Consider the following 11,774-nt stretch of genomic DNA (forward strand, 5'->3'; position numbering starts at 1 on the left):
ACTCCATCAGTTCAGGAGAGGCGATGGTGACTGGGCTGCTGAGGGAGGCACCAACTCCACGAACCCAGTCAGTCCAGGGGGAATAGCCCAGCTCTGGTATATCCATGCTGATCCAGAAATCCTGACCGCGGTAGCCGTAGACATCGATGCGTTCCACACCATCAAGCTGCCCATCTACCTGCTCCACTGCGGCATCCAGGTCAGAGGGAATACCGTTGAAGAGGGGAAGAAACATCGTGCCCTCGGGGTAGACCATTTCTGTGGTGGCGACGTTCTTCTCGGAGTCTGCAGTAGTGGTCATGAGACCGGCAGTGCTGATGAAGATGACACCAGCCAGGGCAGCCATGGCTGGGATGGAACGCATGGACTGGCGCAACAGATCACGTGCAGCCAGCCGCAGGGCGAGCCTGCCCCTGATATGACCCAACAGCCACACCATGGCAGGGGCAGAAGCCACTACGCCGATCACGGTGAAGAGAACCCCGAAACCACGCAGGGACTCCCGCCAGGGCACATAGATGTTGTCAGAATAGATCTGATAAGTCCCGGTGTTCTTTGTCAGCTGCAGATACAGGTACATCACACCCAGCGCCAATAGGAGAACCGGCCCGATGGCCATCCATTTCCGCCAACGCATGATGCGGTCCGCCTCACCACCGTGGACACCCCGGATGATATTGGACCGTCCGGCAATCAGAGCCGGCAGGAAGGCCGCCACCGTGGAACCAACCACGGCTAGACACCAGATCATCAACATCCACACCCACTCAATGACCACTGGCCACTCAGGGTAGGTCGCTGACCACCAGGTTGCGGTACCGATGGCACCCAGGAACATACCCAGGGTGGCACCCACGACACCGGCGAAGAGCCCATAGATCAGTACTGCCCAACGGATATGCCGGGGCGTGGCACCCTGGGAAGCCAGGAGCGCGAAGTTACGGGTCTGCCGGGACACAGAGATGGTGAACACCGGCGAGATCAGCATCAACAACAGGAAGGCGATGATGGCGGTGGGTACTAACCACAGGGCAGCCTCAACCACAGTCCAGATGCTGAACTCCGGCTTAACATAATGATCAGTGAAGGTGATCTGATCAGCAGGTGGGGGATTATCAATGACATCCTGTGAAGTCACCGTGAAACCCACGGCGTTGAGTGCCAGGACATCATCCCAGGTAAAAGCTTCCGGCCCGGTGATACTCCACGTTCCCCAGTAGGCAGTGGAACCAGAGGCGAACTCATCCACCGCCATGATGGTCGGCTCCGGGAACACCGCAGTACCTGATGGCGTCACCTGCACGATGGTGACCTCTGCGCCATTGTCCAGGGTGATGCTGTCACCGACCACGGCACCCAGTGCCTCCATATGACGCCTGGGAAGAAAAGCCTCCCCGGGCCCGGGGGCAGACTCAGCTGTGGTCTGGGTGAAGTAGAGAGAGACAGACTTGTCGCCCTTCGTGGCACCGATGGAACCGCTGAAACTCAGACCGAGGGTGAAACCCTCCGGGAGATTCTCCTGCAGCAGTGCATATTCTGACAGTTCTCCATCAGCGTCACCCGCACAGTTCGAGGCATAACCATTGATGTTCTGCTCACACACACCGCCCTTATAGGTAGCGGTGGTCCGGGCTTCACTGAGAAAATCTGCACTAGATCTGGAATCACCACTGATCAGAGCAATCGTCGCCAGCGCCACCGGAATGGCAATGAGGATGATGGCAGCCAGGGAACGCCAGGGACGTTGAACAACATCGCGCCGGGTGGGCCGGGTGGCGGCAGCAAAAGTACTCATTGCTGGATCACCCCGTCACGGACCATGATGGTGCGATCTGCCCAGGCTGCGAAGCGGGGCTCATGGGTGACCAGGATGCCGGCGGCACCGGCGTCGATACGCGAGCGCAGAACCCGCAGGACCTCTTCGCCAGTGCTGGTGTCCAGGGCACCGGTGGGTTCATCGGCGAGCAAGACGGTGCGGGGGCCGATCAGGGCGCGGGCAATGGCCACGCGCTGTGCCTGACCGCCGGAGATCTCCTCGGGGAAGCGGTCAGCCAGACCACCTAAGCCCACTTCTTCCAGGGCGATTTCCACGGCTTCGCGTGGGGCGAGGCCATCGAGTTCAAGGGGAAGTCCGATATTCTCGCCGACAGTGAGTGTGGAGACCAGGTTGTAGTTCTGGAAGACCACGCCGACCTTGGTGCGTCGGGCCTTGGCTGCACGGGTGGGGCTGAGCTGGGAGACGTCGGTGCCGTCGATAAGCACGCGGCCAGAGGTCGGCTTCTGCAGGAGGCCGGCGACGTTGAGGAGGGTGGATTTACCAGAACCCGATGGTCCCATCACGGCGACGAGCTCGCCAGGTTCCACGGTGAGTGAGATCTTGTCCAGGGCTACGACACGTCGTGCTCCCTGGCCGAAGATGCAGGACACCTCCTGCAGTTCCAGTGCTGTGGGGTGAGTGCTATTCATGGCCATTGTCACTTTCTGGGGTGGGGTTCTGCAGGGATTCAACACGGTCAAGCCACCTGGCCTGGGCCTCGAGTTCAAAGATGCGCTTCTCAATCAGCAGGCGATCCGTGGTGCGGGTGTTCGGGAGGTTGCGGGTGCGACGGTTGAGCGCACGTAGATCATCCATGATGGAGGCGCGCTGAGTATCCAGAAGCTTGATCAGGTCTAGGTCAGCGCGGGTCTGGGCGAGCGTGACCTTGGTGACCAGCTCATCGCGCTCAGTGACGGCTTGGACCACCGGGGTGTTGAACCAGTCGGCGACTAGCTGGGTTCCGGTGTCGGTGAGCTGGTAGGTGTCGGCGCTGTGGCCGGAAGGGCCGGTGGTGGTGCCTGCCAGCTCAATGTGGGCATCGCGTTGGAGACGCCCCAATGTCTGGGAGACCTGGCCGATATTCAACGGCCACACCCCGGCGGTGGTGTCTGCGAACTGGGACTGCAGTTGGCTGGCGGAACGGGGGCCATCCATGAGCAGTGCCAGCAGTGCATGTTTGATGGACATGGCATTCCTCTGTGCTGGAAAAGGGTGGAGAAAACACCAGTTGGTTACTGGGTAACTAATGGGAAACATTACCGGGTAACCATTGGAATGCAAGAGGGGCGCTGTCAAAGGGGGTGAAGTGGGCCGGCATGAGAGGGGCCCCTCCACGCACACGGCAGAATATCGCTGAAATTGACCCCTTTCGTGGAGGGGCTCCGGTGCGTTGGGCGGGGAAGGGGCGGTGCAACGCAAAAGAGAGCGGTTCAGCTGATGGAAGCTGAACCGCTCTCTTGCTGAAAGCTTATTTTTAGAGTGTGATGCCGCGCTCTGCCAGCCAAGGCTGAGGATCGACTGGTCCGGAACCTGCCGGGTGGATCTCGAAGTGGAGGTGGGAACCGGTGGAGAAGCCACGGTTGCCCATGCCTGCGATCTTCTCGCCAGCGCGGACGGTCTGGCCGACGCTGACATCGAGGGTTTCCATGTGTCCGTAGACGGAAACGGAACCGTCGGTGTGCTGGATGCGGATCCAGTTGCCGTAGCCGGAAGCTGGGCCGGAATCGATGACGACGCCGTCCATGACGGACAGGATCGGGGTGCCCACCGCATTGGCAATGTCAATGCCCTGGTGGACGGTTCCCCAACGTGGGCCGAAACCGGAGGTGAAGGCACCTTCAGCAGGCTTGACCACTGATGGGCCACGGTTGTCCAGGTCGGCCTGGATGCGCTCAGCGTTGTACTGGATGGTCTTGGTGATCTGCTCGCCGAGGTTCACAACTGGCTTGAACTCTGCGATGGCGAGGATTTGGGGTGCAGAGCTACCGCCGACAAATGCTGAGTCAACCTCATTTGCGGTGAGCTTGTAGTCAACGTCTACGGCGCTCTCTGCAGTAGCCTGGGTCTGGGCTTGGGCTGCAACTGCTCCACCGGCTCCTGCTGTGGACACTGCGCCGGTTGCGACTGCAACGAAGGCTACACGTCCCTTGGCTGCCTGAGAGGGGTGGAACTTGCGGTGCTTGCCCACCCGCCGGGTCTGCTCCTGCAATTTGGCCTGCTTCCATCGTCTGCCACAATCACCCAACCGTGAAATGTTGTGAACACTTCAGTTAAAAATTACGTTTGGTGGCTGGATTGTGACCATCTTGTTATCTACCGGAGGTAACATTAGCGCTTGGTAATCGATGGGGCAAGTGAATTGCCTAAAAAATATAACAAAACGTTGTGGAAGAAGTATGGATAGAGCAATCGTTTTCAGGTGGCTTCAGGTTCCTCATGACGTTTACCTGCATACTTATGCGCTTGCGTAAGAATTTTGCACAAAATTAGATGCTAGAAGTTTCTCACCTTATATATGGGAAATCGACCCTCAGGTGCTGTGTGCTTCCTCACCATTCTTCAAATAGTGCGCGTGGTGGGGGTGGAGGGGCATCATTTCTAGGTGTCACTTTTGATCCACCGGCATCATCTTTTCCCTGTGCTCCAGCCTCCATACAATGACAGAGAAGATGGAAATATCCGCGAGCGTGAGGAACAACGCCAGCCTTCGTCGTGCCATCGACACATCTGGGCGTAGGCGTGGCACAGTTACTTAGGATGAGCAAGAACAACAATCCACAAACACGACCAGGTTTTGTCCGGCGTAGACGTCCGAAGACCCCGTCTCCGGCGCCGACCCCCGCGGTTGCGGTCAAGCAGTCGAAGCTGCGTAGGTTTCTGCCCACCATTCTGATCCCACATGCTGTGGCAGTACTCCTCGTGGTGGTCGCAGCCGTGGCCGCACTGATGTTTTCTGCTGCCAGCATGGTTGCACTGCCAGCCACGATCGCCCAGCTGTGGCTGGCTCTTAATATGAGCGCGGTCTCCGGCAGTGGGGAGGTGGTCAGTGTGATCCCGATGATCCCGGCCATGGTGTTGGTCTGGACTGTTGCCCGCCGTGTGCACAAGTCGGTGAGGAAACGGGTCAGCATTGCAGATCTGGCGGTACTGGCCGCCCTGGTGCTGGCGATTCCGCTGTCGCTGACCGGTATCGCCAGTGCCATGCTCTATGACGCCTCCGGAGTTCTGGATGTGGATGTTCCTCCGGTGCCGGTCATGCTGGGCCGGGTCCTCTTACTCCATGCCTCCGCACTCTTCCTGGGGATGGGGCCCCGGTTGTGGCGGGCACTGGCACGACGTTATGGGGCCCCGGAGTGGTTTGTGGATTCCATCACCCTGGCGATCCGTTTCCTGGTGACCTATGCCGTGGTGGCATGTGTGGGCATTTTGATCATGCTGGCGGTCAACCACCAGGCGTTCGTGGAAACACTGTCTGGCTATGGGGAAGCCAGTGCGGTACCTGCGCTGCTGATACTCAGTCTGCTCTATCTGCCCAACATGATCGTCTACACGATGGGTGTTCTGGTGGGTGCGCCCTTGTACTTCGGTGATGCCATCATCAGTCTCTTCAACGTCAGCATGGTGCCGTTGCCGCCGCTGCCCGTCCTGGCGGCGATCCCAGCATCAGCGACCCAGTGGGCTGTCATCGGACTGCTCATCCCTGCGACCGTTGCAGCCTGGGTGAGCATCAAGAATCCCATGCGTCTTATCGTCACCCTCGCCAGCGGGCTTTTTGGGGCACTGTTCTTCCTGGTTCTGGCCCTGCTGGCCGGTGGCAGGCTCGGCGTCTACGGCTATGTTGGCCTGAATCTCCTCCCCGCAGTGGGACTGATGTTCGGCTACCTGGTCATTGTCGGTGCCCTGATCGCCGGCATTGACCGCCTGCGCAGCAGTGCGAAGACACCGACTCCTGCCGGGGCCGGCCAGGAGCTTGTCGAGGACCAACCTGTGACCGAACCTGATGCTCAGTCTGAGAACCCCGAAACCTCCGGGGGAGAGATGGTAGTGACAGCGAGTCAGGAGGCGCAGGAAGCGTCTGAAGAGGAACCTGTGCAGGACTCTGCGGAGGAAGAAGACGCGGAAGAATCAGAAGAAGAACCGGCTGTATATATAGAGGCCGAAGAAGATGGTGACATCGACACTGATCCTGCAGCTGAAACTGAGGCTGAAACTGAGGCTGAAGCATCCACTGAGTCAGATGAAGAATCAGACGCAGAAGAAGCGGAGGAAGCGCAGGGACAGGACTCATCGGCTGTCGACGAGGGCCCGGCCGGGGCGCCAGAAGCAGACGCTGATGCCGATACTGAGGCTGATTCTGGTGTGGCGGGGGACGTGAAAAACAACCCTGAAACTACTGTTGACGAAACCAATGGTGGTTCCAGAGCCGACGGGCGTTAACATTGAGCCTGTGAATTCTGACTCAACGACCACAGTTGTTGTTCTGGCCTCTGGTACCGGAACGCTTTTGCAGGCTCTGATCGACGCACAGGGCAGCTACCGCATCGTCGGGGTTGTCTCTGATGTGGACTGTCCCGCTCTGGAACGCGCTGCGGAATCCGGGATCAGGACGCAGGTCGTTTCATTAGGCGCGGACCGGGCAGCATGGAATGTGGAGCTGGCAGATGCTGTCTCCACGTATGCTCCTGATCTGGTTGTCTCTGCAGGGTTCATGAAGATTCTCGGTGAGGGGTTCCTGTCCAGGTTCCCTTCCCGCATCATCAACACCCACCCGGCTCTGCTGCCTTCCTTCCCGGGCGCGCATGCGGTCCGAGATGCTTTGGCATATGGGGTGAGGGTCACCGGTTCCACCGTCCACGTGGTAGATGCAGGTGTGGATACCGGACCCATCATCGCGCAGGAACCTGTCGCAGTTCACAGGGGGGATGATGAAACACGCCTGCATGAAAGAATCAAGCAGGTAGAGCGTAAACTCATTGTAGAAGTCCTGAACAATGCGGAAGTATCCCGCACTCAGGGTGGCGTACAACTCAACTGGAGAGGCTAATCCTTCATGAGCGATGATCGTAAGGCAATTAAACGCGCACTAATTAGTGTGTATGACAAGACCGGCCTGGAGGATCTGGCCACGGCACTCAACCACGCTGGCGTGGAGATCGTGTCCACCGGATCCACGGCGGCCAAGATTGCCGATCTCGGAATCCCTGTTACCCCGGTTGAGAAGGTCACCGGTTTCCCCGAGTGCCTCGAAGGCCGTGTGAAGACCCTGCATCCGAAGGTTCATGCGGGAATCCTGGCTGACACCCGCAAGGAGGATCACCTCCGCCAGCTGAAGGAGCTGGAGGTGTCCCCCTTCCAGCTGGTCGTGGTCAACCTCTACCCATTTGCTGAGACGGTTGCTTCCGGCGCTGGTTTCGATGACTGCGTTGAGCAGATCGATATCGGAGGACCATCCATGGTCCGTGCCGCAGCCAAGAACCACCCATCTGTTGCTGTGGTGACCTCTCCGAACCGCTATGAGGATGTTGTCTCTGTCCTCAACACCGGTGGTTTCTCCCGTGCAGAGCGCACCAAGCTGGCAGCAGAAGCCTTCCGCCACACCGCCACCTATGATGTCACCGTGGCCACCTGGATCAGCGAGCAGCTGGCTGCCGATGACACCGAGGTGGAGTTCCCAGGCTGGATCGGTTCCACCAACAATCTGGCCCGTTCCCTGCGTTATGGGGAGAACCCCCACCAGGCTGCAGCTCTCTACGTCAATGACTCCCGCGGCCTGGCACAGGCGCAGCAGTTCCACGGCAAGGAGATGTCCTATAACAACTACACTGACTCTGATGCAGCCTGGCGCGCAGCCTGGGATCATGAGCGTCCGTGTGTGGCCATCATCAAGCATGCCAACCCCTGTGGCATCGCTGTGTCTGATGAGTCCATCGCCATCGCCCACCGCGAGGCACATGCCTGTGACTCTGTGTCCGCCTTCGGCGGTGTGATTGCCTCCAACCGTGAGGTCACCGTTGAGATGGCCAAGCAGGTTGCAGAGATCTTCACTGAGGTCATCATCGCACCGTCCTACGAGGATGGTGCTGTTGATATCCTCAGCCAGAAGAAGAACATCCGTATCCTCCAGGCGGATGCTCCGGTCCGTGAAGGATTCGAGACCCGCGAGATCTCCGGTGGACTGCTCGTCCAGGAACGCGACCTCATCCACGCTGAGGGTGATGACTCCGCCAACTGGACCCTGGCTGCCGGTGAAGCTGTCTCCCCTGAGGTCCTCAAGGATCTGGAGTTCTCCTGGACTGCTGTTCGTTCAGTGAAGTCCAACGCCATCCTGCTGGCCAAGGACGGTGCCACCGTCGGTGTCGGCATGGGACAGGTCAACCGTGTGGATTCCGCACGTCTGGCCGTCGAGCGTGCCGGCGAGGACCGCGCCCGTGGCTCTGTTGCTGCATCAGATGCCTTCTTCCCCTTTGCTGATGGCTTCGAGGTCCTGGCACAGGCCGGCGTCACTGCTGTTGTCCAGCCAGGTGGTTCCATCCGTGATGATGAGGTCATCGCCGCTGCCAACAAGGCCGGCGTGACCATGTACCTCACCGGTGCACGTCACTTCTCCCACTAAACAGGGGAGATCAGGTGTAAAGGCAGTTCTGCAAAGAACTGCCTTTTTGCCTTCCTGAAGCATACAACTGGCGTACAACTGAAGGTATGTCTGAACTAATCACCGGCCCCGCCATCCTCTTCGCCCCCGCCAACCGCAGTGAGATCATCCCCAAGGCCGCAGCGCGTGCCGATATGGTCATCCTGGATCTGGAGGACGGGGCAGGGGACGTGGACCGTCAACTGGCCTATGACAACATCCGGAACTGTGACCTGGATCCCCGCCACACCATCGTTCGTGTGGTGGGACCGGACAATCCACACTTTGCTGATGACGTGGCCTTTGTGCACACCACGCCCTACACCCTGGTGATGGTGCCCAAGGTTCTAGCGACGATCCCTGAGGAACTAGCCGGGTTGAAGGTCATCGCGATGGTGGAGACCCCACAGGCGGTGGTTAACATCGCTGCCATCGCTGCACACACAGACGTGGTGGGCATGTTCTGGGGTGCTGAGGACCTCACTCATTTGCTGGGTGGCACGCATTCACGCTTCCTCAGCGATGAACCAGCCACGGATGCCTACCGCGATACGATGCGACTCACCCGTGCGCTCATGCATATCCATGCCAGGGCCCATGGGAAATTCACCATTGATGCCGTCCATGCTGACTTCCAGGATGCGGAGGGGCATTTTCAGGAGGCCGCGGATGCTGCACGCAGTGGATTCGCCGGATCAGCCTGCATCCATCCCCGCCAGGTGGAAACAGTACGACGTGCCTACACCCCGGAACCTGAGCAGTTGGAATGGGCCCAGCGTGTGGTGGCAGAAGCCAAGAACTTCCCCGGGGCCTTCAAATTGGAGGGACAGATGATCGATGAACCACTGATCGCCCAGGCGCGGATGGTTATCGCTCGTCAGCCTGCTTGATCAGCTGCAGGCTCTGATTGACCCGGTCAGCGGGGAGTTCGGCGCCGAGGACGGCCAGGGCGGCGTCGGCAAGCATGATTGCGGTGTCTGGAAGGCTCTCATCCGAGAGCGGGCTGGGCACCGTGCCGTCATTGGGGCGCATCTCAATGGCGGACATCGTGATGTGGAAGGGTAGCTCGGTGCGGGGATCGGCACCGAGAATCTCCGTGGCGATCTCCCGGAAGGTATTGGTCAGGGCCGCGCGCTGTCCGTGATACTCCTCAAACTCATCAGAGGCCACGATCGGTAGCTGGTAGAGACGCCCCACGTTCCACTTGGTAGACAGCAGCAGGCGGGCCTCAGCGGCCACCAGGGCCCACAGGCGCAGCTCCGGACTGGCATCCAGGGTGGATAGGTCTGCGGCCAGCACGGTGGAGGGTTCCACGGTGGATTTGAGCAGGGTGAGGAAGATTTCTGACTTGGAGGGGAAGTGGTAGTACAGCGAGGCCTGCCGGATGCCTACGGCGTCAGCGATCTGGTGGGTGGAGGTGGTGGCGAAACCCTGGCGGGTGAACAGTTCAGCTGAGGCGTCAAGAATCTCCTCGCGGGGATTCTTGCCGGCCCGTCGCGGAGCTGACCTCCGGGGGCGTCCGACTGCACCTGCCATGACCTGGTTGCACTTCCTTCAGATGGTTGGAAAAACTCTGCTCAAAGATATTTGAAAAGATTCTAATGCCTGTTATCCCGGTCCTACCATTTGGGATACTCAAACATGATGTCGTTGTGCCACTGAGCTCATCACCTGAGACAGTAGTCGCGCAGCGGCTCCGAAAGTGGAACGCTGCAGTGCTGGCATGTCCCAGGCGGTGGCATCCTGATCATGGATCCGGTCGATCCACCTCCTGGATTGTAACTGCAATGCAGACTTCCACACCTGGGTGAGTGCGTCCATCTCATCGCGGGTGAGGATGCCTGCTGAGTGGGCGTCGATAAGCCTCTGGGCGGTGGTCGGCGCCAGTGAACCGGCCTCGTGCGCTGCCCAGCGGGCAAGCTTGACCGTGGGGATCATCAGATTCTCCCGTACATTCATACTCATATCCCGGGAGGGCAGGCCATCCTCCACCTCCAGGGCCGGGGGACGCGCAGCCAGCGCATCAATAAGTAGTGCGTGGGCATCCACCCGGGCGATGGACGCCACCCAGGTGCCAGCATCCAAATACACCTCCGGCTGCATGCCGGACTGGGCATGCTCCTCCCACTGCCCACGGGTGGCCGCACCCACCGGCTCCGCCACCAGACCGGCATCAGTCAACAACTGGGCAAGTTCCGGATTGGGGTCGGCATCATGCTTATCGACGACCGCCAGCCACCTCACCGGTGAGGTCGGCAGCGCGTCTCCGCGTCCCACAGGGCCGGTGAGCACCACCTCGACGTCAATGCCGGGGGAGTGGAGGGCATCAGTGACCACACGGGAGAACCACCCGGCAAGGACTGCTGGGTCCTCACCGTGCTGCAGAGCATTACCCAACAGATCAAGTGATTCTGCAAGTACTCCCCGCACAGTGGCGGGATTGGCGCACAGGGGTGCACTCTCAGCGAGTTCAAGCAGGGAGGGGTGCAGCACGGTATGGGATTCCTCTGGAGGTAGTGATGGGAGGGGGATGTGTCTGATGGTTACAAAAGTACACCGTAGACAAAAGAAAGAACCACCCTGCTCCCCAAAAAGGGAGAGGGTGGTTCTTTGAAGTCGCTGTTACGTTATTCCCAGACCTAGCGGCTGGTGAACGGCAGGAGAGCCATTTCGCGTGCGTTCTTCACGGCGGTGGCAACCTCGCGCTGCTGCTGCGGGGTCAGACCGGTGACACGACGGGAACGGATCTTATGGCGGTCGGAGATGAACTGACGAAGGGTGTTGATGTCCTTGTAGTCCACCTTCTCGATGCCCGCTGCCTTCAGCGGGTTCTTCTTCGGGCGGCGAGTCTGCTCAAGGCGGACACGCTTAGCGTTGTTGCGCTGCTTCATTAGTGTGTTCTCCTACCAGCTGGACTTACGAACGCCTGGAAGCTCACCACGGTGAGCCATCTCGCGCATACGGACACGGGACAGACCGAACTTGCGGAGGAAACCGCGTGGACGACCATCGTGGGCGTCGCGGTTGCGAACGCGGATCTGAGCTGCATCACGTGGCTGACGGTTCAGTTCGAACTGTGCATCCAGACGATCCTCGTCAGAGGTGTTGGGGCTGCTGATGATCTTCTTGAGCTCAGCGCGACGCTCGGCGTAGCGGGCGACGATTTCCTTGCGCTGCTCGTTCTTGGCGATCTTAGACTTCTTTGCCATGAATTATCGCTCCTCGCGGAATTCGACGTGCTTACGGACTACCGGATCAAACTTCATCAGAGTGATACGGTCCGGGTTGTTGCGCTTGTTCTTGCGGGTGACATAGGTGTAACCGGTG

At 59.5% G+C, this 11,774-nt stretch carries 13 protein-coding genes; 4 read left to right on the forward strand and 9 right to left on the reverse strand.

The features are described from left to right. The 4 genes from Q0M74_RS10010 to Q0M74_RS10025 all read right to left on the reverse strand — a co-directional run. Positions 1-1,795: ABC transporter permease (locus Q0M74_RS10010; protein WP_293953987.1), on the reverse strand; the 1,795-nt coding region annotated here is incomplete at its 3' end. Further along, entirely contained in the window at positions 1,792-2,466 is a 675-nt protein-coding gene (locus Q0M74_RS10015; RefSeq protein ID WP_293953989.1) for an ABC transporter ATP-binding protein, read from the reverse strand. The genes Q0M74_RS10015 and Q0M74_RS10010, both read right to left, overlap by 4 nt. Then, a complete protein-coding gene (locus tag Q0M74_RS10020) occupies positions 2,459-3,004 on the reverse strand; it encodes a PadR family transcriptional regulator (protein ID WP_293953991.1) in 546 nt (181 codons plus the stop codon). The genes Q0M74_RS10015 and Q0M74_RS10020 overlap by 8 nt, the downstream gene beginning before the upstream one ends. 286 nt (positions 3,005-3,290) lie before the next feature. After that, entirely contained in the window at positions 3,291-4,025 is a 735-nt protein-coding gene (locus tag Q0M74_RS10025) for a M23 family metallopeptidase (RefSeq protein ID WP_293953993.1), read from the reverse strand. A gap of 548 nt (positions 4,026-4,573) precedes the next feature. Between Q0M74_RS10025 and Q0M74_RS10030 the strand changes: the two genes are divergently transcribed. The 4 genes from Q0M74_RS10030 (at position 4,574) to Q0M74_RS10045 (ending at position 9,337) form a co-directional block, all read left to right on the forward strand. Continuing rightward, the gene (locus Q0M74_RS10030) at positions 4,574-6,253 is read left to right on the forward strand and encodes a DUF6350 family protein (protein ID WP_293953995.1); all 1,680 of its coding nucleotides are present in this window, start codon (positions 4,574-4,576) and stop codon (positions 6,251-6,253) included. Further along, positions 6,225-6,860 (forward strand): phosphoribosylglycinamide formyltransferase, encoded by a 636-nt coding sequence (gene purN / locus Q0M74_RS10035; RefSeq protein ID WP_293953997.1) that lies wholly within the window; start codon positions 6,225-6,227, stop codon positions 6,858-6,860. Before Q0M74_RS10030 ends, purN begins: the two co-directional genes overlap by 29 nt. A 6-nt stretch (positions 6,861-6,866) precedes the next feature. After that, positions 6,867-8,429 carry a bifunctional phosphoribosylaminoimidazolecarboxamide formyltransferase/IMP cyclohydrolase gene (gene purH / locus Q0M74_RS10040; RefSeq protein WP_293953999.1) on the forward strand — a complete coding sequence of 521 codons (1,563 nt, stop codon included), beginning with the start codon at positions 6,867-6,869 and terminating at the stop codon, positions 8,427-8,429. Between the two features lie 86 nt (positions 8,430-8,515). Beyond that, positions 8,516-9,337, forward strand: a complete 822-nt coding sequence (locus Q0M74_RS10045; RefSeq protein ID WP_293954001.1) for a CoA ester lyase — start codon at positions 8,516-8,518, stop codon at positions 9,335-9,337. Here Q0M74_RS10045 and Q0M74_RS10050 read toward each other — a convergent pair. The 5 genes from Q0M74_RS10050 to rpmG form a co-directional block, all read right to left on the reverse strand. After that, positions 9,315-9,983 (reverse strand): TetR/AcrR family transcriptional regulator, encoded by a 669-nt coding sequence (locus Q0M74_RS10050; RefSeq protein ID WP_293954003.1) that lies wholly within the window; start codon positions 9,981-9,983, stop codon positions 9,315-9,317. The genes Q0M74_RS10045 and Q0M74_RS10050 overlap by 23 nt on opposite strands. A 99-nt stretch (positions 9,984-10,082) precedes the next feature. After that, on the reverse strand, positions 10,083-10,940 hold the full coding sequence (locus tag Q0M74_RS10055) for a putative nucleotidyltransferase substrate binding domain-containing protein (RefSeq protein WP_293954005.1): 858 nt from the start codon (positions 10,938-10,940) through the stop codon (positions 10,083-10,085). A 146-nt stretch (positions 10,941-11,086) separates the two neighbouring features. Next, a complete protein-coding gene (rpsR, locus tag Q0M74_RS10060; protein WP_003858407.1) occupies positions 11,087-11,338 on the reverse strand; it encodes a 30S ribosomal protein S18 in 252 nt (83 codons plus the stop codon). Between the two features lie 12 nt (positions 11,339-11,350). Next, positions 11,351-11,656 (reverse strand): 30S ribosomal protein S14, encoded by a 306-nt coding sequence (gene rpsN / locus Q0M74_RS10065; protein WP_293954007.1) that lies wholly within the window; start codon positions 11,654-11,656, stop codon positions 11,351-11,353. Positions 11,657-11,659: 3 nt separating this feature from the next. Continuing rightward, the coding region (rpmG, locus tag Q0M74_RS10070; protein ID WP_293954009.1) for a 50S ribosomal protein L33 at positions 11,660-11,774 on the reverse strand (115 nt) is incomplete at its 5' end.

The organism is uncultured Corynebacterium sp. (genome assembly GCF_945649885.1).
Taxonomy (GTDB): Bacteria; Actinomycetota; Actinomycetes; order Mycobacteriales; family Mycobacteriaceae; genus Corynebacterium.

What these genes read in the sequence shown, in the direction of transcription:
- Q0M74_RS10015 (WP_293953989.1), bottom strand. Translation starts at nt 2,466, where the DNA reads ATGAATAGCACTCACCCCACAGCACTGGAACTGCAGGAGGTGTCCTGC.
- Q0M74_RS10020 (WP_293953991.1), bottom strand. Translation starts at nt 3,004, where the DNA reads ATGTCCATCAAACATGCACTGCTGGCACTGCTCATGGATGGCCCCCGT.
- Q0M74_RS10030 (WP_293953995.1), top strand. Translation starts at nt 4,574, where the DNA reads ATGAGCAAGAACAACAATCCACAAACACGACCAGGTTTTGTCCGGCGT.
- purN (WP_293953997.1), top strand. Translation starts at nt 6,225, where the DNA reads ATGGTGGTTCCAGAGCCGACGGGCGTTAACATTGAGCCTGTGAATTCT.
- purH (WP_293953999.1), top strand. Translation starts at nt 6,867, where the DNA reads ATGAGCGATGATCGTAAGGCAATTAAACGCGCACTAATTAGTGTGTAT.
- Q0M74_RS10045 (WP_293954001.1), top strand. Translation starts at nt 8,516, where the DNA reads ATGTCTGAACTAATCACCGGCCCCGCCATCCTCTTCGCCCCCGCCAAC.
- Q0M74_RS10050 (WP_293954003.1), bottom strand. Translation starts at nt 9,983, where the DNA reads ATGGCAGGTGCAGTCGGACGCCCCCGGAGGTCAGCTCCGCGACGGGCC.
- rpsR (WP_003858407.1), bottom strand. Translation starts at nt 11,338, where the DNA reads ATGAAGCAGCGCAACAACGCTAAGCGTGTCCGCCTTGAGCAGACTCGC.
- rpsN (WP_293954007.1), bottom strand. Translation starts at nt 11,656, where the DNA reads ATGGCAAAGAAGTCTAAGATCGCCAAGAACGAGCAGCGCAAGGAAATC.